Genomic DNA, 20,275 nt, shown 5'->3' with positions numbered 1-20,275 from the left:
GTTGTCGCTCACTGAAGTCGTCGCCCCGGTGTGGCGCCACGCGGAGGACCGCCTGCGACGGCGCGATCCCGAACTCGACGCGCTGCGCCGTGCGATCCGGGCAGCCATCGTGTTGCCGATCGCGGCCGCGGTGAGCTTCGCGGTCGGCGGTGGGACCCAGACGCCGATGATCACGATCTTCGGTTCGGTCGCGCTGCTGATCCTGGTCGACTTCCCGGGAAACCGGCCGGCGCGCGCGCTGGCCTACCTCGGGCTGGCCGTCAACGGCGCCGTCCTGATCACGCTCGGCACCCTGGTGGCACCGCATCCGTGGCTCAGCGTCGCGGCGATGTTCGTCCTCGGGGTGGTGGTCACGTTCTCGGGGGTGCTCAGCGAGATCATCGCCGCCGGGCAGCGCGCCACGCTGATGACGTTCGTGCTGCCCGCGTGTACTCCCGCCGGGCCCATCCCCGATCGGCTGCTCGGCTGGTTCATCGCGCTCGTGTTCTGTGTGCCCGCCGCCCTGTTCCTGCTGCCGCCGCGCCATCACGACGAGCTGCGCAGCGGCGCCGCGCGCGTGTGCGACCGGCTGGCCGACTGTCTGCAGGGCACCACTCCGGCCAAGAACGTGACCCGGGCGATGAACCATCTGTGGGAGACGTTCCTGGGTGCCGACTACCGACCCGTCGCGCTCACCGCGGGCAGCCGCGCCCTGGTCCGGGTGGTCGACGACCTCGGTTGGCTGTCGGACCGGATCACCGACGGGACGGGGCGACTCCTCGGCGAGATGAAATACCCGCTGATTCGGGTGTTGCGGGATTCGGCTGCCGTACTGCAGATCTCCGACGTCTCGACCCGCGCCGCCCGCACCGCCGACCTGGACGCGGCGCTCACCGAACTCCGCGAGATCGCCCAGGGCCGCTACCGGGAGGACATCCTCGAGATCCTCGCATCCTCCGACGACGCGGACGCGATCGCCGTGGGCCGCAACCTCCTTGGGCGACGCACGTTCTCGGCGACGGTCGGGGTCACCGGCCGCATCATCCGCAATGCCGCGGCCGCCGACGCCCGCCCCGTGTGGGCCCGGGTGCTGGGCCGTGGCCTTCCCAAGACGGGGACCGCGGACTGGGTGATGCCCGAGACCACCGCCGTCGCTGCGATCACCCGTGGGTTCCTGGCCACCCGGGCGGTGGTGTTGCGCAACAGCATCCGCACGGGCCTCGGGTTGGCGCTGGCCGTCGCCGTCACCCACCTGTTCCCCCTCGAGCACGGATTCTGGGTCGTACTCGGAGCGATGTCGGTACTGCGCAGCAGCGCGCTGACCACCGGAACACGGATGCTACGGGCCGTCGCCGGTACCGCGCTCGGATTTCTGTTGGGTGTCGGGCTCATCGAGCTCGTCGGCGTCGATCCGGTCGTCATGTGGATGCTGTTGCCGTTGGTGGCTTTCGGATCGGCCTTCGTTCCGGAGGTCGCGTCCTTCATCGCCGGGCAGGCCGCCTTCACGATGATGGTGCTGATCATCTTCAACCTGATTGCGCCGACGGGTTGGAGCGTCGGCCTCATACGCGTCGAGGACGTCGTGGTCGGCGCGCTCGTGGGAGTGGTCGTGTCGGTCCTGTTGTGGCCACGGGGTGTGGGTAACCGGCTGGGGCGGGCCATCGACGACGCGTTCGCCGTTGGCGCGACATTCCTCAAGGCGGCGGTGCTGAGGGTGACCCGCGGGGCGTCGGAGGAGGCCACCGATCGGGTGCTCGCGCTGAGCCAGCAGGCGCTACGGGCGACGCGGACCGTGGATGACGCAGTGCGACAGTTCCTTTCAGAGAGTAGCGGCCCGACCGATATCCGCGGGCCCGCGGTGCGATCGGCAAACCGGGCCGTCAGGCTCCGCGCCGCCGCCGAACTGATCGCCGACGTCGTTCCCCCGCCGCACGGGATTTATCCGCAGACCAGGCAGGTGCTCGAAACCCACGCCGAGGCGATCTGCGCGAGGGTCACCGGCGGTACGGTCCATTCCCCACCGCCGCTCAGCGACGACTTCGTGACGTCCCTGCGGGCCGAGGCCACCGACGACGATCTCGCGGTATCCGCGGCAATGCCGTTGGTGGCCGTCGCCGCCCATCTCGGGGCGTTGAACCTGCTCTATCCCAAGCCCGCCCCCGCTCCCTCGACTAAGGGCGGTGAGGCATGAGGGCGTTCGGAGGGATCTGGCCGAACTTGCCGGCCTGGTAATCCTCGAGCGCCTCGATCAGCTCGGACTTGCTGTTCATCACGAAAGGTCCGTACTGGAACACGGGTTCGCGAATCGGAAGACCGCCCAGGATCAGCACTTCAAGGGCGGGACGGTGAGCGTCCTGGCTCCGGTCTGCTTGCACTCGGATCCGGTCACCGGGGCCGAGCACCGCCAGCTGCCCCTGCTGGATCGGGTGTGCCACGGGGCCGACCGTTCCGCGCCCGGACAACACGTAGACCAGCGCGTTGAAGTCGCGCCTCCACGGCAGGTCAAGCCGGGCTCCGGGCTGAATCGAGCTGTGCGCCAACGTGATCGGAGTATGCGTCGCCCCGGGGCCGACGTGGCCGCCGATGTCACCGGCAACGACCCTCACCAGCGCGCCGCCGTCGTCGGACGACAACAGCGTGACCTGGCCGCCTTCGATCGCCTGGTATCTCGGCGTCGCGAACTTGTCCTTGCGGGGCAGGTTGACCCACAGCTGGATGCCGTGGAACATGCCGCCGCTCTCGACGAGCTCGGCGGGTGGCGTCTCGATGTGCAGGATTCCCGAGCCGGCGGTCATCCATTGGGTGGCGCCGTCGGTGATCAGCCCGCCGCCGCCGTGGGAGTCCTGGTGCGCGAATCGGCCGTCGATCATGTAGGTGACGGTTTCGAACCCGCGGTGCGGATGCCAGTCGGTGCCTCGCGGCTCTCCCGGTTCGTACTCCACCTCACCCATCTGGTCCATGTGAACGAACGGATCGAGCTCGGCGGCCGAGACTCCGGCGAAGGCGCGGACGACGGGGAAACCCTCGCCTTCGAAGCCGCGCGGGCCCGTGGTGATCGACCGAACGGGGCGGTCGGTGTCGGACGGTCCGGCCGCGGCGATGCGGGGAAGCGTGAGCGTATCGGCGGTAATCGCAGGCATACTCTGGTTAACCGGACTGAGGTCCGATTCATTCCCCGGCCGGCGCATCGGACCTGTCGCCAGGGCGGCTTGTCGTACCCGCGCGCTAGCCTTTCGTACATGCGTTCGAATCCAATCTCCGAAGTGCTCACCGCGCTGGAGTCGCTGTACCGAGAGCTCGCGGCCCTCCGGCTCGACGGTCTGACACGTACCGAGCTGTACGCGCTGATCGACCAGCTCGACAAGCTCGACCACCAAGCGGCGGCACTCGAACAACGGCTGTTCGGCCGGCTGCTCCTCGATCGGGGCGCGACGCCTCGGGACGTGGCTCGGCGTTTGCGAATCTCCCCCGGAGAGGCGCAGCGGCGGCTCGGTCAGGCCGCGTCGTAGCGATGAGCTGGGTCTACCGATCGTGGGAGGGTGCGAAGGCCCTCGACGCGTTGCCCATCGACGCCGCCGCTACTCCGCCTTGGGCTTGAGCGTCCAAGCGGGGATCCAGTGCGTGACGGGTTTGCGGCGCGCGCCGTAGGCGATCTCGTAGGTGACCCACCCCCACCAGCAGCCCTGCTCGCACAACCCCCAGCACGTCAGTCGCCCTTCGACCACCGCATGCATCTGCAGACCGGCCGGGTTGTAGCCGCCGACGGCGTGCGGCTCGCGGGGAAAGACCGCGGCCAGGTCGACGAGCACGGCGATCGGCGGATCGACCCGCCGGAAGGCTTGCTGAACGGGTTGCCCGTTGTACCCGATGCCCTTCAGCTCACCCATTGTTCGATCATACGTTCGAAGCGCCGCCGCTGAATGCGGGTTGTCCGCGACCGCCGACACCACCGCTCACACGCGTCCGCGGCGGGCCAATTCGGACACCCGAACCTGGGCGATCGGCGGTCCCTCGGCACGATTCCTGCCATCCGGCAATCAATTTCTGCCATCGGAATTAAAACCTTTGACCACGCGGTTTCCAAGATCAGCTGCAGCTACGAACCGCGACACATGCCACGGCTCGGATACGAAACGAACAACCGAAGAAGGCTCCCAAATGAAGAAGTTTGGTATCGCTACCGTCGCCGCTAGCGCCTTTGCCGCCGCCCTGATCGGACTGGCCTCGCCCGTCGCGGCCGCACCGTCCGGACCCGGAAACGCGCAGCAGACCATCAGCGAGCTGGAATCGCAGGGCTACCACGTGGTCGTGAACCGCATCGGCAACGCCCCGCTGGACAAGGCGTCGGTGGTGGCGGTGCGCCCCGGTCAGACCTACACCCAGACCGACAGCCTGGGCGTCGGCGGTGACCGCAACACCCGGGTGATCAACAAGACGATCTACCTGGACGTCAAGTAGCCACCCCGCGAGACAGGCCCCCGGATGCACCCCCTGGCATCCGGGGGCCGTCCATTTCAGCGAACAAGTGTTTCGGATTGCCGAAGCGCGGCTAACACACTGTCGTGGCTTTCGACCTGACGCCCACGGAGGCGCAGCACGACCTGGCGCGACGGACCCACGAATTCGCCGAGCAGTGCATCCGTCCCGTAGCGCTTGACTACGACCAGCGCCAGGAGTTCCCCTGGCCGGTTCTCGAGGAGGCCGCCGCCCGCGGCTTCTACAGTCCCCTGTTCTACCGCGACCTGATCGGCGACCCGACCGGGCTCTCCCTGCCGATGTTCATGGAGGAGCTGTTCTGGGGATGCGCGGGCATCGGCCTGGCCGTGGTGATGCCGGCGCTCGCGCTGTCGGCCATCGGCCAGGCCGCCTCACCCGAACAGATGCTGCAGTGGGCACCCGAATGCTTCGGCACGCCAGGTGATCTCAAGTTGGCGGCGCTGGCGATCTCGGAGCCCGAGGGCGGGAGCGACGTTCGCAACCTGCGCACCACGGCCCGCCGCGACGGTGAAGACTGGATCATCGACGGACACAAGATGTGGATCGGCAACGGGGGCATCGCCAACGTCCACGTCGTCAACGCCGTCGTCGACCAGGAGCTCGGCCACAAGGGCCAGGCGCTGTTCATCGTCCCCGGCGGTACCCCGGGACTGGAAATGGTCCGCAAACTCGACAAGCTCGGCTGCCGTGCCTCGCACACCGCGGAGTTGAAGTTCAACAGCGTGCGCATCCCCGGCGAGAACCTGCTCGGCGGCCAGGAGAAACTCGACTACAAGCTCGGCAAGGCCCGCGAGGCCGTCGAAGGGGCCAAGCACTCGGGTTCGGCGACGCTCGGCACTTTTGAGCAGACGCGGCCGATGGTCGCCGCTCAGGCGCTCGGAATCGCCCGGGCGGCACTGGAATACGCCACGGAGTACGCCAACCGGCGGGAGGCGTTCGGCGCCCCGATCATCGACAATCAGGGCATCGCGTTCCCGCTCGCCGAACTGGCGACCACGCTCGACGGCGCCCGCCTGCTCACCTGGCGGGCGTCGTGGATGGCTGCCAGCGGTGTCCCGTTTGAACGCGGCGAGGGCTCGATGTCCAAGCTGGCGGCCAGCGAGGTCGCGGTCCGCGCCACCGAGCGCGCCATTCAGACAATGGGCGGCTGGGGCTACATCAAGGATCATCCCGTCGAGAAGTGGTATCGGGATGCCAAGCTGTACACCATCTTCGAGGGCACCAGCGAGATTCAGCGGGTCGTCATCGCCAATGCGCTCGGCGCCGCCGACGGAAAGCCTCCGCTGCACTTCGACCTCGAACCCACCGGCGGCCCGTTCAACAGGATGTTCGGTCGCGGCACGCCGCTGCGGGGCCGGGCCGCCGACGCCGCGCTGTCGGCCAAGGATCGGGTGCCCGCGCCGATAATGCGGTTGGCGATGAACGTATTGCGCCCGCCGCGTAAATGACTCGCAGATAAGCAGACAAGAGGTGCCCGATGGCCGTTCGGATGGCCGACCTCCTGCGCGGAAGCCTCGACGCCCTGCGATACGAACCGACGCCGAAGCGGATTCGCGTAGCCCTGGCCGGTGAACCCCTCGTCGACACGTGTGACGCCCTGCTGGTGTGGGAACCACGCCGGATCCTGCCGACGTACGCGGTCCCGCTCACCGACCTCGCCGGGCAGTTGGTGCCCGCGGGCGCCGAGTCCGGCGACGACGACGCGGATCGTCCCGGCATCGACCGCGCCGTGCTCGATCCGACGGTTCCGTTCGGCACCCATTCGTGTCCCGGCGCCGAGTTCGACGTCATCGCCGGCGAGGAGACGGCACCCGCAGCGGCCTTCCAACCCGAGGATCCCGACCTCGCCGGCTATGCGGTGCTGGACTTCGGCGCGTTCGAGTGGCACGAGGAGGACGAGCCGATCGTCAGCCATCCGCACGACCCGTACCACCGCATCGACATCCTGACGAGCAGCCGCCACGTCCGCATCGAATCGCACGGCCAGCTGCTCGCGGAGTCCACGCGCCCGCTGCTGCTGTTCGAGACGCATCTGCCGGTGCGGTACTACCTGCCGCGCGAGGACGTCGTCGCCGACCTCGTCGACAGCGACACCATCTCCTACTGCGCGTACAAGGGCCGGGCGTCGTACTTCTCGGTTCCCGACGGGCCGCCCGACGCCGCGTGGACGTACCGCGATCCGCTGCCCGACGGCGAACGCGTCCGCGACCGCATCTGCTTTTTCGACGAGCGCGTCGACGTCACCGTGGATGGTGTGCGCCGGGAACGCCCCACAACCCAGTGGAGTTGAGCGCCGAGCGATTCACGGGAAGCGGGTGTAACAGGCGTCGGCGTCTGGCTTCGTCAGACCCGACCGGAAGGCCATGATGCGCGTGAAGCCAGCCATGACGGTGTTGCCGTTGACATCGCTTGCCGCCAAGCCGTTGTTCAACAGCCCGGCGACCGCCTCGTCGAGGTCGCCCGCGGTCAACATGATGGTGGCGCCCGACGGCAGCTCGACCTCGGAGATCATCCCGTGCTGCGCCACCCCGGTCAGGCAGGCGGTCCTCAAGGCGGACGCAGCCGAGTCAAGGTCGGCCTGTCGCTGGTGTTGCAACGCGAGCGCATAGCGAGAGGTGAGCACCGAGATCGCGGTGTTGTCACCCTGGACGAGCACGCCCTCCGCGGTATCTGCTTGAGTGCCCAATGCCTGCAGTTTCGGCAGATCCACCGAAATGGTGTTGGTCGCAGGGCAATACGACACCGGCTCGGTCACCTTGGCATCCGCACACGACTGCGCCGGCTGCATCGACAACGTGGGCGGCTGCGCGGGGGTGAACTGCAGGTTGAGGGCCTCGATCACCGTCTTGATCAGCTCCTCGTCGAGCGGAGCCTCACCGGTCTGCAGCGCGCCGCTGTCATCGACATCGAGAACGATCGGCAGGCCGGCTCTACTTTGTTCGATCGAGTCCAAATCGATTGCCGCGCAGGCTGAGAGGCCATCGACGAACCCCGTTTGGAATGCGCTGACACGATCCAGCGCGGTGCCGTGTCCGCCTTCGATCATCTCGACGTCCTCGGGGGTCAGGATCGGGTCGCGGATGGTGATGACGCCGGCGAGCACCCTGTTCAGCCCGTCGCCCGTGTTCATCTGGAAGCGTGGCGACGATCCCTCGGCGACCCAGCGGGTGTAGCTGCCGGCGAAGCAGTCGGCTTGCTGTTCGCGAACAATGGTGGGGACGGTGCGGTCGACCAGGCCTGCCATGTTCTGCACTGCGTGGCCGTACTCGTGGGCGATCAGCGCCGCAACCGACATGTCGCCGAAGAACTTCTGGCCGGTGGGCACCAAAACCCCTCGGTCCCAAGCGATCAGGTCGCTGCGGGGGCAGAAGAACGCGTTGGGTGACTCGTAGAGGATCTGACCGCACAACACCGGGCCGAGCGGGTCCTCGGAGTCGTAAGAGGCGAGGTTCTCGACCGGTTCGAACGTCCCGTCCAGCGCCTCGCTGTAGTGCTTCTCCCAGTACTCGACGAGATCGTTGACCGCCAACAGCGCCATCCGGTCCACGGGTCCGTCATCGCTGTAGCGGACCTCACCGGTGGGCTCACCCGCATCGGGTCGCAGGCCGCTCGGGCCGTCGGCGACGGTCAGTCCGCCCACGGTGTTGGGGTTGTACAGGCTCGACACCGCCTGCCCCTTCACCTCCGAGCAGCCGGAGAGCACCACGGCGCTGACCGCGGCCAATACCGCGGCCGGCAACCACCCACGGCGACCGCGCCGCGCTTCACCGGTAACCCTCATGGCCTCCCTTTCGGCCTGCAGCCTTGTCGATCTGATGCTAACGGCGCTGGAAGGGGCCTCCCGACACCAATTTGGGCGGCCTACGCCCCGTCACCGCTCTGCGGGCCGCTCGAGCATGTCGACGAACCGCTGCAGGGTCGCCGCGACCGGATCAGGCACCGCGCTTTCGGACTCTGCATTGGTGACGTCGGATGCCGATACGCCGGCGGCATTGGCGGCTTCCTGCACCGTCAGCTGGCGATGGTGGCGGGCCATGTAGAGCCGCTGACCGAGTGTCGCCGTCGGGGCGGCCGCGGCGCGCCGCACGAGATCGGTGTACGCCCGCCGAACCTCACCCAGCGTGATCGCCAGCTCGGGCCGGCCGGTGGCGGTCCGCGCGGCGTTGGTCAGCGATGTCTCCAGGCGGCGCAGTTCGGCCAGCAGCGCGGCCGCTTCACCGGCGAAACGCGGGTCGTCGCCCATGGGCAGCAGCGCGGCCCGCGCATAGATTCCGCGCAGCGCGATGTCGGCCGCGTCGATGGCAATCGCCACCTGAACGGTCGGCGTGATCGCCTCGGTGGTGTCTTCCTCGGGAACCGGCTCCCCCGCCCTGATCCGCGCGAGTGTCCCCGGCGCCCAATGCAAGTACTCCTCGATCTTGGCGCGAGTGCGTTCGCGTGGCCAATGCCTGCCGCGCTCGAACTTGACCAGCACGCTTTGGCTGATGACGTGGTCGTCGGTGAGTTTGCGCTGAGACAGCCCCAGTTCCTCACGCCGCGCTGCCACGGCGGCCCCTGCGCGCGCGATGTCGGGATCGGGTTGATCGCCGGGATCGTCGGCTGGGTCGTCAGTGGAGCGCTCGGTGGCGTCCGCGTCGTCGCGTTCCTGCTCGTCGGTGGGCGGGCCTTCGAACGTCTCGGTCCCGGCGGCTGGCGTGCGCGGCCGAGGGCTCACCCGAACCAAGATGCCTTCGGGGTTGCCCAGATATGCGCTGACCTCGCGGTCGAGGACGACGGAATCGACGCGCTGTCCTCCGACATATGTGCCGTTTCTGCTACCGCAGTCGACAAGGTTCCAGTGGTCGCCTGCGGGTTCGATCCGGACATGCGTGCGGGAGATCCCCGGCTCGCTGACGCGGATCTGCGCGGGTAATTCGCGCCCGATCGTGACCACTCCATCACCGGGGTGTGCGGTGTAGTCGCTGCCGGCGACCGTGATCACCAGGGAGGGCAGATCCCCGGTTGTCGCGCCGAGGACCGTTGGTCTTCCCTCATCCATGAAGCCTCCTCGCACAGCTCGCTGGGGGTGGTCAGCGAAGGGACGCCAATGCGATCGTTTGACGCCTCGACGCTATGGTTTCGCCGCGAATCCAGCAACGATGTGTGCCCATCGTATCCCGCTGTTCACGCTGCTGAAGCCGCCATTCTTCGCAGTGGGCACCCGAGCCGGAGAAATTTGTGCACTGGCGGTGCGATGGTTCATGCGATGATTTTTGGGTTGGCCCAGCCCGTGTGGACCGACCGACGTAGTGGGCGCAGAACACCGAATGGTGAGGGGCGGATATGAACGCGAACGACCCGGACAGCGGGCCTCGCGGTGAGGAGACGACGGACTGGCCGATCGGTCAGAACCCGCCGGCACAGACGCCGCCGGAGGAGGAGGCCACCCGGCCCACCCCGGCGAGGCCACGCGGCTTCCACGAGGAAACCACCTTGGACGCAGCGCAATTCCTCCGCTCACAGCAGCGACCCCCGTCGTCCGCTCCTCCGAGCGGTCCTCCGCCGGTTTCGTCGGGCCCGGCCGGGCCTACGCCTTGGGCCGCGCCACCCCACCAGCCCGGACCGGGCGGGTACGCTGCGCCCTACCAGCAGCCGGTGCCCGGACCCGCCGCATTTCAGCGCCCGCCGGCCATCAATCCCGTGGTGAAACCCACACTGGCGGAACGGGTTTCGAAGCATCGCTGGTGGGTCATCGGCGGTGCCGCAGCCCTCGTCGTCGTTCTGGTCATCGTGCTCGTCGCGGTCAGCGGCGGGAACGACAGCTCCTCCGACGACGGGCCCCCGACCAGTCCGGCGCAGGTGCCCGCTGGTCCCACCACCACCGTGCCTGCCACCCCGACCGCCGCGCCGCCGCAGCCCCCGGCTGCGCCGCCACCACCGCCACCCGGGCCGGTCCTCGCCGTGGAAGCGCTGCCCGGACTGCTGCTGCCCCCCGAGCAGGTGAGCCAACGGATGAACGCCCCCGGCATGGCAGCCGGGCCGGTCGTACACCGACTGCTGCCCGGCGCCGCCACGCCTGAACGCTGCACCGGCGCATGGGGTCCCGCCTACGAGGTCACCTACCGCGGATCGGGTTTCACCGGCGTGGCCGTGCAGGGGATAAACGCCGACCCGACGCACAAGGTCGTGCAGGCCGTCGTCTCGTTCCCCGATACGACCTCGGCCAAGGAGTTCTACATCGCACAAGGTGTTGCGTGGAATGTCTGCAAATCCGAACACATCAGGTACGAGTACGGCGGTGTCACCGAGGCCGACATCGGCGTCCCGGCGTTCACCGGCGACATCCTGTCGGTGATGATCATTCCCACGACCTCGAAGACCGCCGGTCAGCAGTGTGAGCGCGATATGACCGTGCGGGGCAACGTGGTCGTCGATGTCCGTGCGTGCTCGCCGACCGTCGGCAGCGCGGGGCTCTCGATCGCAAGAGCGATCGCAGACAAGATCGCCCCGGCGCCATAACCCGACCGATGATCTGAAGGGAACGCAGCAATGGGATCCATCCACGCCGGTGTGGCCGTGTGTGCGGTCGTGGTGTTGGCCGGGTGCTCGGCTACCGTCGACGGGGATGCCGGACGGGCCGAAAGCCCCGTGCCGACAACGCAATCGGCGCCAGCGACCCCCTCGACGACTACCGCCACGCCGACACCGACGCTGGTGCCGGCGGCAGCGGGAGGCGACTTGCTGCTCAAACGCAGCGAACTCGGCGCCATCATCGGCGACACCGATCTCGTCGAAACGCAGGCCTACACCGAGGCGCAGCGGTCGAACGTGGACATCGAGCCGTGGCCGTGCCGATCGCGCGCGTTGGCCGGCGAGACCGGGGTCTGGGCGAAGAAGCCGACCGTGGTGGGCAATGCCAATCGCGGTACGCAGGGACAGGCGGTCACACAGATGGTTGCCGTCTTCGAAAACCCCGCCGACATCACGGGTCAAGGTGAGGCGATGTGGATCATCGAACACGAATGGCGCAACTGCCCCGACGGCGACATCTTCTTCATCGAGCTCGGCCCCGACAACGTCCAGCGTTGGGTGCCCTATCCGGTCACCACCGGGCCCGACCGCATCGGCACGACCTTCCAGCGCGACGGGCTGCCACGCAACTGTCACCACGTGGTCGCACACCGGGCCAACGTGCTTGTCGATGTCGTCGTCTGCACCGACGGTGACAGCACGGCCCCGGCCAACACGCTCACCGATCGCATACTGGCCAAAGTGCCGTCGTAGCCTCGTCACCGCATACCGCAGCGGTCGGTCGCAGTGAGGCGATCGAGCGCGTCGTACGGCACATGTGCCGCTAATGTACGGCTTATGAGGTTCTTCCCGCACCGACCGACAGCGGGCCCATCCAGTGCCACCTTCAGCGCGCTACTGGCGCATCGGTCGCGCCGTGCGGCGTTCGGCGCGGGCCTGGTGGCTGCGCTGCTGACCGCCACAGCGTGCACCGCCGTGGTGGACGGAACGGCGCAGCGGCCACCGGGGGAATCATCGGGGCCCTCGGTCGACGTGGCTCTGCTCGACACCGGCAATTACGCCACGCTACCCGTCCCTCCCATGGGTGTCGCAGGCAGTCCGGCAAAGGGCGGGCTGATCGAGGCCGGGCGGATGGCCGACCACGTCGTCGGGCCGTGGGAGGTCAACCCCGAACTCTCGCACTTTGTCATGCCGACCAGCATCGTGAAAGACGTTGCGGCGCTCAAGATGCTGCTGCCCGAAAAGGTCGCGGCGGCCGCGGCAAAGCACAACTTCGTCACGGGTTTCAGCTCGGCCCGGCGCACCGAGCCCGACCGCGCAAGCCTCGTCAACGCGGTGTTGCGGTTCCCCGATCCCCAGGCAGCCGCAGCCGCGGCCGCCGAGTTCGGCGACATCACATTGCAGCCCGACCTCATGGACTACGTGCCCCAAGCCCGACCCGTCTCCGTGCGCGAGCACCCCGAGACTCGCGCCTCCACGTACGACCTCCCTCAATTGGGTTCACCCATCATGGAAACCAACGTCAACGCCTATACGGCGCACGGGCCGTTCGTGCTCGTTCAGTCGGCGGAATCCCCTGACGGGGTGGACCCGACCGCCGACATGGTCGCCAAGACGCTGGATCAGCAGATCGCAGCGATCGACGCGTTCACACCTACCGCAGTATCGGAGCTCGCCAATCTCCCGGTGGATGCGAGCGGAGTCTTGGCGCGTACGGTTCCAGAAATCAAGGAGAACCCGCCTCCCGGTGTGAACCAGACCTACGGTCCGCACGCCGCTCCGCACTTCCAGACGTTCCCGCAGACTTCGGCGGAGTTGTTCGCCGACACCGGAATGGATGTGTGGTCCAGGGGTAGAGCCGCGGTGTACCGCGTCCGCGACGAGCAATCGGCTGCCAACATGCTCGAGCAGTTCGCGACCGAGTTGACAGACGCGAAAGGCCAGGCGGTCGCATCCGTCCCGAACATGCCCGATTCGCGCTGCATCCGGCGCGAGGCGCAACTCAGCACCTACGTCACGTGCTTCGCAGTCGCCGACCGGTATGTCATCGAAGCGGCCTCACCGCAGCCGACCGATGCTCATCAGTTGACCGCCGCGCAATACGTCATGCTGACGGCCGCGTGAGCGGGCCGGCTCCAGCGACCGGTCCACGGCCGGAGAATACGCTGAACCGAACATAGCGAGGGAACATACAGATGGCGCTCGGCGTGGGCTCAACAGTGGCCGGTTACCGTATCGAAGCGGTTCTCGGCAGGGGCGGTATGGGCACGGTATATCGCGCCGCCCACCCCACCCTGCCACGCTCGGACGCTCTCAAGGTGTTGTCGTCAGACCTGTCTTTGGACAAGCACTTTCGCGACCGGTTTCTTCGCGAGGCCGAGTTGGCCGCAACACTGGATCACCCCCACATCGTGTCGGTCTACAACCGTGGCGAAACCCCCGATGGACACCTGTGGATCGCCATGCAGTACGTCGATGGCAGCGATGCGCACCGCGAGCTGAAGGCCGGACGCATGACGCCGGCGCGCGCGCTGCGCATCACCGCAGCGGTGGCCGACGCGCTCGACTATGCCCACCAGCGCGGCTTACTCCACCGTGACGTCAAGCCCGCGAACTTTCTGCTGGCGGCCAACGATCAACGAATCTTCCTGGCAGACTTCGGAATAGCCAAGCGTAGCGATGAGGCGGCGGGGCTGACGCAGACCGGTATGGTGATGGCCTCGATCGCCTACGCCGCACCTGAAACCCTCACCGGCGAACGCGCCGACCACCGCGCCGACATCTACGCCCTGGGTTGCAGCCTGTACACGATGCTCACCGGTCAAACCCCGTTCGCCCGCCCGGGCGCCGACGTCGGGGCGACGGTGGCCGGCCACCTGTCGGCGCCGCCTCCGAAGGTCACCGACCGGATACCCCACGCGCCGCCGGCGATCGACGCGGTCATCGCCAAAGCGATGGCCAAGGATCCGAACCACCGCTTCCAGAACGCCGGCGACCTCGCAGCGGCCGCCGCCGCGGCCCTCGACGACACAACCGTGCAATTGAGGACCACACCAGCCCCCACGCGACCGCCGGCCGAGTGGGGGCCACCGGTCCCCACCGGTGGTCAGCCGATCGGCCCACCGCCGGGGTACCCGACGCCCGGTGGGCCGCCGCGCGCTTCGGATGCGATCACCTATCCGAGCGGTTGGGCGCCACCACAGCACCCACCACCGATACACCCCGCGCAGCGCGGACGTGGAGGCGGCCGACTCAGTCGCCGCCGAAAAAGGGCTTTCATCGCCGCCGCCGTCGCGGTGCTCGTTGTCGCCGCAAGCGTCACCGGTGTGGTGCTGTGGGATCGCGGGCCGGACGAACCGGCCTACCAGGCACAGACATTCACCCACCAATACGGCGCCACCGAACTCACCTCTCGTCCGCAACGGGTGGCAGCGGTGAGCCCCGGTGACGGCGATGCCGTGCTGTCCCTGGGTGTGCAACCCGTGGTGATCGGCTCTTCGACCAGCGCGCTGCCGAGCTGGGAGAAGTCGGCACTGACCGGTGATCCGACCGTGCTGACCGGATTCACCAACACCGCCGCGGTCGCCGACGCGGCGCCCGACGCCATCATTGCCACCGGCCCCATCGACCAGGCCACCTACGACAAACTCGCCGCCATCGCGCCAACGGTGACCAGGCCGAAAGACCAAGCGGCCGAACAATGGACGTGGCAGAACCGGCTGGTCTGGATCAGTGAGATCCTCGGCTACGAGGCGAAGGCCAGAGAACTCATCAACGACATCCGTTCGCAGCAGGACGATCTGAAGAATCAGAACCCATCGTGGATCGGCAAATCCGTCGCAGCAGTGATCAACGCGGATACGGGGGTGTCGCAGATGCTGACCCCGTCCACAGCCGCCGACTACCTCGAGGCGCTCGGACTGCGCTACAGCCAGGAGCTCGTCCGCGCCGGAACCGACACCGGCGACACGCGGCCCATGCCCGACCCCACCGGTGTCTACCGCATCGAAACCGACGTACTCGTGGTCATCCGCACCGACAACCGGGCCGGCGGAGGCGGGTTCGAGGGCTTACCCAGGCCTTTCCTCGGCTATCAGGGAAAGATGGTCGTGGTGGATGAAGCCGACACCATCGCCGCGCTCACCGGCGCCGGGGGTTACCTCGCAAGCCGGTATCTCGACGCCAACTTCGCACCGGCACTGGCCCGCGAAGTGCAATGATCTCGCGCTTCTAGAAGCGCAGATTGCGCAGCAGGTCGTACACGCCCGCGATCCACAGCAGCATCGGGATCACGGCCGCGATCGCCGCGCCGTCGAGCAGTTCGAGAATGCGTTTGGTGACCGGCGAGATCCGGTGCACGCCCGCGGTGGCCCCGACGACGATCAGCGCGATGGTCCCCGCGAGCGCGTAGACGGCCAGCACCAGCCACGACTTGTCCGGATACCAGAGGCACAACCGAACCATCACACCAGTCGGAATGGCCACGACAGCCGTCAACAACGCCCAGGCACACCATCTTTCGGCGTAGAGACGAGACCGGAAGCCACAGATCACCGCGGTCAGCCCAGCGACGATCATACTGTGCACGAAGAAGTGGCCTTGTGTCACAACGGTGATCGCGCCGACCGACAGCACCAGCGCTCCCGCCGCGATGAACCCGATGAGCAGCCGCCTGGCCAACTGGCTGCGCTCGTGCAGGCGCGCAGCGGAATCGGGAACCGACGCGATGATGGCCTGCCAGGTCGGCGACTCCTCCTCGCTCCCGGACGCCGCGACCGGGTCGAGCAGTTCGTCGTTGGAAACGGTCTCACCCGGTGCGGGTATCGGTGGCAGCGCGATGCGGGCAACCGCGACGGTCAGTTTGGCCGCGTTGGTGACCACGATCAAACCGAACGCGAGCGCTCCAGCGGGCACCCAGTGCTGCCAGCCGTAGCCGAACGCGATCGCCGCCCCCGTCGCCGCGATCGACGTCACCGCCAGAAACGACGCCAACTCCGCGCGTCGGCGCGGCCCACCCCGGGTGGCCAGCGTCAGCAACAACACCACCGCGGCGGCGCCCGCGATCTGCGGCGCACCCAGTCCGGCGGCGCCGCGCGGTAACGGCACCGCCAGGGCCACCGCCCCCGCAAGGGTAGGTAGCGCCGCAATCAGCAGGCTCTCCGCGAGGTCGATGTTGCGGTAGCGGTTGGTCGCCAGCGCACTGCCGCCGAGCAGACCCAACCCCAGCACACCGAGCGCGACCGCCCACCACCAGTCGTGTCCGGCCCGCGACCACGCCAGCAACACCATCACGGTCATGACGATCGACACGAGCGGAATCGCCACCCCGACAAAGCGGTTCAACGCGGACCGGTCGAACTCCGGCGACTCGTCCAGAACGGCGATCGCGTCGATGACGTCCTCGACGAGGGGCCGATAACGCTCGGTGCGGCTGACCGACACCAACGTCAGCAGCGACCCGTCGACAACCCCGGCGTCGTCCAGGGATTCGTTGAACTTCAACGGTGGAGCGCCGGGCCTCGCGAAGGCCCATACCCCCTGCGCCTTGAAGTCGAAGCCGCCGAGCACGTCCTTCGGGGTGTCCTCGAGAAGGTCGGCCAACACGGCCACCGTCTCGTCGATGTAGGTCTCGATGGGCGCCGCCGCGGGCAGCACCAGATCGGTCATGCGACGGCCGGTCAGGATCGTGACCCGTGTGGTAGACGGCCGCCCGGGCGTGACGCCCGACGCGGATGGTGCTGCGGCCGTGGAGGTCACCGCCGTTCGAGCCTGTCGAAGTCGTCGGACAGGGCGGCGGCCAACTCGATGGTGCGCCGACGGAATGCCTTGCCCAGCAAGTCCAGCTGAATCTCGGTTCCCGCCGCGATGTGCTTGTCGTACGGCAACACGACCACCCGCCCCGGTGGAACATGGCGCTCGAACTGTGCGACGAGGTCTTCGACGTCGATGTTCGGCTTACCCGGCACGGTGTGGTTGATCACCACGCACGACCGGCTCAGCAGATCCTGGTATCCGTTCTGCCGCAACCAGTCCATGGTCATCGCAGCCTGCCGCGCACCGTCGATGGAGGCACTCGCGACGATGACCAACCCCGAGACCGTCGACAGGACACCGCGGGCAGCGGGCTGAAACAGCCCCGCGCCGCAGTCGGCGAGAACGAGGTTGTAATAGCGCGACACGATGTTCGTCACGCCCTTCCAGTCCTCGTCGTTGAACTCGCGACGCGCTCCGCTGTACTCCTCGCTGGAGAGCACCTCGAGGTTCGCCGCGTTCATGCTGGTGTAAGCGCGGATGTCGTTGTAGCGCGCCAGATCCTTGTCGGAGAGAAGATCCGCCACGGTGGCCGCGGACTGGCGTCCGGCACGGTCGGCGAGGTTGCCGCCGTCGGGATCGGCGTCGACGGCCAGGATCCGGTCCCCCCGCACCTTGCTCATCGCCGAACCCAGGGCGACGGTCACGGCGGTCTTGCCGACGCCACCCTTGAGCCCGAACACCCCGATTTGGTAGGAATCCCTGGCATTCCGCCGTATTCGGCTGTGTAGCTCCATCTCGTAGAGCTCATCCGGCGACAGGCCGAGATTGATACGCGTCAGCAAGTAGAGCAGGTGCCGCCAGCCCCGCTGTGACGGCATCTTCACCGCCGACTTCACCCCCACATGGGAGAGGGCGTCGATCGCGCGGTGATTGCCGATGGTGGCAGCCGATGTCTGAGCCGGCGCTACGAAGGCTCCGCTCGTCTCGGGCTGGGGCTCTGCGAAATGCTGGCTGGGTGCAGGGGCGGTCGCCGGCCGCGGCATCTGTGGCGGCGCCGAGCGCGCCTGCTCGAACCGCGCGCCCGCCGGCGCACCGCTCATCGGCACCCTCATCATCGAATTCGGTTGTGGCGGAGGCGTTGCCGACCGTGCGGCCGGCATCTGCGTGGTGATCTCGTTCGGCTGCGGCGGCGGCGCCTGACCCACCTTGGTCTGTGTGACGGGCACCGTGGGCCCCGTCATCTCGACGGGAGCCTGGCCGATGGGCGGCGGTGTCGCTGCGGGCGCCGGTGCGGACGGCTTCGATCCGGTGGCATCGTCGCGATCCACTACGTCGTCGTCGGCTGTCTGGACAGCGTCTCCCGCGGAGTGGAAAAGCCGGTCATAGTCTGCCGACATGGGTACCTCTCTTCAGTCAGTGATTCAACGCACGAGGTGGGCAAGACCCCCCGAAGGACGAGCTTGCCCACCCGCGTGCAGCGTCAAGCTCCGAACGAGCTCTCGATGAGCCTGTCCGCCTGGAACATGGTTCCCCCGGTGCCGCCGGCCTCCTGGATGGTGGCGGCAAGATTCTTCAGTGCGGCGTTGAGCTCCGCCGATGCGGTATCCCAACGCATTTGGACGGCCTGGTAAGCCTCGGAGCTGGCGCCGCCCCAGACGGCCGCCAGTGCGGTGAGGGACCCCTTGCCCTCTGTGAGCAGACCTTCGGTCTGGGCGACGGCGGCGCTCAACTCGGATGACGAACCGTCGATCGCGGCGTAGTTGTAAACCTTCTCAGTCATGTCATGTACTCCGTTCGTGTCAGTGGGTCAGAACTGCATTGCCGTCGACAGCGTGGATGCCCCGTCGTCGTCGGTCGCGGCATACTGAACGCCGGCGGTGTGGATGTTGGCCGAGATGTCGGTCAGCGTCTGGACCTGACGATCGGCCGCCTCCTGGAAACGCAACAGGGCGTGCTGGGCTGCCGTACCGGCGTCACCCTGCATCTGGACATGCAGGGAGCCGGCCGTCGCCTCCACGTAGCGGATCACGGCCTGCAGTTCCCCACTGATCCGTTCGAAGTTCGCTGCCTCCTTGGCGAGGACAGCAACGTCGGTATTCATTGCCATGCTGGATACTCTTTCTCTCTTCCTCTGTCCTCACCATCGATGGCGAGTCTTTCCGGTCGGGTGACCGGGAAGTCTTGGTGGACGATCACCAGTCGTCGTCCTCGTCTTCGCCGAGGTCCTGGGGTAGGACCCGCGGCGCCGTCAACCCGTTCCTGCTGCCACCGCTGCTTGCCCGCTGGCCCATGTGCCCCATCGGTCCGGTACCGCCACCGCCTGCGCCGACCGGTGCGAGACCCGCGCCGTTTCCGCCTGCCGCGCCGCCCGCGCCGCCGGACGCCGTGGTCGGCTGGCCGATGAGTTCGGCCATCAACGGGGTGCGGGCCATCGTCCCGCCGGCACCGGGCAGCGACGCGGCACGCACGAGGCCGGCGCCGGAGGTCGCACCGGAACCGCCCGCGAGCGGATGATTCGACAGCGGGCTGGCCCCGACCAGACCCACCTGCGTCTTCTCGCTGCCCAGACTGCTGCCGAGCTGGGTGAACAGCGACGTGACCTGCTGCAACGGCTGGGTCATCTGCTGCACCGGTTGCATGACCATCTGCATGCCCTGCTGCGGCACCTGCGCCAGCGTCGAGCCCAGCTGCGACGCCATCTGCACGCCCATCTGCATGCCCTGCTGTGTCATCTGATTGGGGCTCGCCGCCCGCTGGGCGAGGTTCTCCGATTTCTGGACCTGACCCTGGGCCTGCTGGGCCGACATGCCGATCTGCGCGGTCGCGCGTCCTCCCTGCAGCACCGCCGACTCCATCGAGGCCTGCACACCCACCTGGGTGATCACGGCGTTCCGCATGGCGGTCATCGGCGCCGACGCCGCCGCGTGCCCGACCGCGGCGGCCGCGCCTGCGGCGGCCACACCGGGAATGACGATCGGCTTCGGTGGCATGATCGGTTCGAAGAGCAGGTTCAGGGCGGTCTCGGCCTGGTAGACGTCCATCGCCCCGGCTGCCTGGTTCCACATCCTGACGAAGTAGTCGAACTCGTTGATGCCGATCGGGACCGTGTTGACGCCGAGGAAGTTGGTGGCTTCGAGCACCGCGTGGGTGATGTGGTTCTGCTCGATCTCGGCGAGCGGTGGCGTGGTGGCCATCGCGAGGCTGTAGGAGTTTGCCTGCGCGGTCGCCTGCAGCGCGCGCTTCTGGGCCTGGGCGGACACGGTCCGCAGCCACGCGACCATCGGCATCGTGGCGGCCACGACCCGCTCACTGGCCGCACCGCTCCATACCGAGGTCAGGGAAACCAGGCTCGCGGCCAGTTCGTCGGCCTGCGTCTCCAGCGAGATCGCCAACGCCTCCCACCCCGCGGCGGCCTGCAGCATCGGCGCCGCTCCGGCGCCGGCCATCAACCGGGCGGTGTTGAATTCTGGCGGCATGGCATGCCAGAACATCGTCTAGGTCTTCCCTGGTCCGTCGAATAAAAGGGTGGCTGCCG

The 20,275-nt window shown here is 67.8% G+C and carries 18 protein-coding genes; 9 read left to right on the top strand and 9 right to left on the bottom strand.

Annotated elements, in window-relative coordinates; translation table 11 throughout:
- Position 1: 1 nt before the first annotated feature.
- Positions 2-2,170 (top strand): FUSC family protein, encoded by a 2,169-nt coding sequence (locus tag RMCN_RS08785; protein WP_067388448.1) that lies wholly within the window; start codon positions 2-4, stop codon positions 2,168-2,170.
- Here the strand turns inward: RMCN_RS08785 and RMCN_RS08780 are convergent.
- Entirely contained in the window at positions 2,151-3,119 is a 969-nt protein-coding gene (locus RMCN_RS08780; RefSeq protein WP_067388446.1) for a pirin family protein, read from the bottom strand. The genes RMCN_RS08785 and RMCN_RS08780 overlap by 20 nt on opposite strands.
- Positions 3,120-3,218: 99 nt before the next feature.
- Here RMCN_RS08780 and RMCN_RS08775 point away from each other — a divergent pair, with 99 nt between their 5' ends.
- Positions 3,219-3,488, top strand: a complete 270-nt coding sequence (locus RMCN_RS08775) for a hypothetical protein (protein WP_067388444.1) — start codon at positions 3,219-3,221, stop codon at positions 3,486-3,488.
- 69 nt (positions 3,489-3,557) lie between these two features.
- Here RMCN_RS08775 and RMCN_RS08770 read toward each other — a convergent pair whose 3' ends face one another.
- Positions 3,558-3,866, bottom strand: coding sequence for a hypothetical protein (locus tag RMCN_RS08770; RefSeq protein ID WP_064413010.1), 309 nt, complete (start codon positions 3,864-3,866; stop codon positions 3,558-3,560).
- A gap of 271 nt (positions 3,867-4,137) precedes the next feature.
- Here RMCN_RS08770 and RMCN_RS08765 point away from each other — a divergent pair, with 271 nt between their 5' ends.
- The 3 genes from RMCN_RS08765 (at position 4,138) to RMCN_RS08755 (ending at position 6,766) form a co-directional block, all read left to right on the top strand.
- Positions 4,138-4,437 carry a hypothetical protein gene (locus RMCN_RS08765; protein WP_067388442.1) on the top strand — a complete coding sequence of 100 codons (300 nt, stop codon included), beginning with the start codon at positions 4,138-4,140 and terminating at the stop codon, positions 4,435-4,437.
- Between the two features lie 104 nt (positions 4,438-4,541).
- Entirely contained in the window at positions 4,542-5,924 is a 1,383-nt protein-coding gene (locus tag RMCN_RS08760; protein WP_067388440.1) for an acyl-CoA dehydrogenase family protein, read from the top strand.
- Between the two features lie 29 nt (positions 5,925-5,953).
- A complete protein-coding gene (locus RMCN_RS08755) occupies positions 5,954-6,766 on the top strand; it encodes a DUF427 domain-containing protein (protein ID WP_067388437.1) in 813 nt (270 codons plus the stop codon).
- 12 nt (positions 6,767-6,778) lie between these two features.
- On the opposite strand, the gene RMCN_RS08750 is transcribed toward RMCN_RS08755, so the two are convergent.
- Both RMCN_RS08750 and RMCN_RS08745 read right to left on the bottom strand, forming a co-directional pair.
- Positions 6,779-8,257 carry a neutral zinc metallopeptidase gene (locus RMCN_RS08750; RefSeq protein WP_067388436.1) on the bottom strand — a complete coding sequence of 493 codons (1,479 nt, stop codon included), beginning with the start codon at positions 8,255-8,257 and terminating at the stop codon, positions 6,779-6,781.
- Between the two features lie 90 nt (positions 8,258-8,347).
- Positions 8,348-9,514: an FHA domain-containing protein gene (locus RMCN_RS08745; protein ID WP_067388434.1), complete on the bottom strand. Its 1,167-nt coding sequence runs from the start codon at positions 9,512-9,514 to the stop codon at positions 8,348-8,350.
- A gap of 284 nt (positions 9,515-9,798) precedes the next feature.
- Between RMCN_RS08745 and RMCN_RS08740 the strand changes: the two genes are divergently transcribed.
- From RMCN_RS08740 to RMCN_RS31950, 4 genes are all read left to right on the top strand, one after another.
- Entirely contained in the window at positions 9,799-10,974 is a 1,176-nt protein-coding gene (locus RMCN_RS08740; protein ID WP_084377286.1) for a sensor domain-containing protein, read from the top strand.
- A 30-nt stretch (positions 10,975-11,004) separates the two neighbouring features.
- Positions 11,005-11,739, top strand: coding sequence for a sensor domain-containing protein (locus RMCN_RS08735; RefSeq protein ID WP_064413003.1), 735 nt, complete (start codon positions 11,005-11,007; stop codon positions 11,737-11,739).
- A gap of 84 nt (positions 11,740-11,823) precedes the next feature.
- Complete coding sequence (locus tag RMCN_RS08730) at positions 11,824-13,110, top strand: DUF7373 family lipoprotein (protein WP_084377284.1); 1,287 nt, start codon at positions 11,824-11,826, stop codon at positions 13,108-13,110.
- 71 nt (positions 13,111-13,181) lie between these two features.
- Entirely contained in the window at positions 13,182-15,206 is a 2,025-nt protein-coding gene (locus RMCN_RS31950; RefSeq protein ID WP_067388429.1) for a serine/threonine-protein kinase, read from the top strand.
- A gap of 10 nt (positions 15,207-15,216) precedes the next feature.
- Here the strand turns inward: RMCN_RS31950 and eccD are convergent, their stop codons facing one another.
- The 5 genes from eccD to RMCN_RS08700 form a co-directional block, all read right to left on the bottom strand.
- Entirely contained in the window at positions 15,217-16,743 is a 1,527-nt protein-coding gene (eccD, locus tag RMCN_RS08720) for a type VII secretion integral membrane protein EccD (RefSeq protein ID WP_067388427.1), read from the bottom strand.
- Positions 16,740-18,137: a MinD/ParA family ATP-binding protein gene (locus RMCN_RS08715; protein WP_067388425.1), complete on the bottom strand. Its 1,398-nt coding sequence runs from the start codon at positions 18,135-18,137 to the stop codon at positions 16,740-16,742. The genes eccD and RMCN_RS08715 overlap by 4 nt, the downstream gene beginning before the upstream one ends.
- An 83-nt stretch (positions 18,138-18,220) precedes the next feature.
- A complete protein-coding gene (locus RMCN_RS08710; RefSeq protein WP_064412998.1) occupies positions 18,221-18,520 on the bottom strand; it encodes a WXG100 family type VII secretion target in 300 nt (99 codons plus the stop codon).
- Positions 18,521-18,547: 27 nt separating this feature from the next.
- Entirely contained in the window at positions 18,548-18,847 is a 300-nt protein-coding gene (locus RMCN_RS08705) for a WXG100 family type VII secretion target (RefSeq protein WP_064412997.1), read from the bottom strand.
- An 85-nt stretch (positions 18,848-18,932) separates the two neighbouring features.
- On the bottom strand, positions 18,933-20,231 hold the full coding sequence (locus RMCN_RS08700) for a PPE family protein (RefSeq protein WP_067388422.1): 1,299 nt from the start codon (positions 20,229-20,231) through the stop codon (positions 18,933-18,935).
- Between the last annotated feature and the right edge of the window lie 44 nt (positions 20,232-20,275).

Source organism: Mycolicibacterium novocastrense (genome assembly GCF_001570485.1).
GTDB classification, from domain to species: Bacteria; Actinomycetota; Actinomycetes; order Mycobacteriales; family Mycobacteriaceae; genus Mycobacterium; species Mycobacterium novocastrense.
Note: the sequence above shows the minus strand (reverse complement) of the source record. Positions and strands in the feature narration are given on the sequence as shown.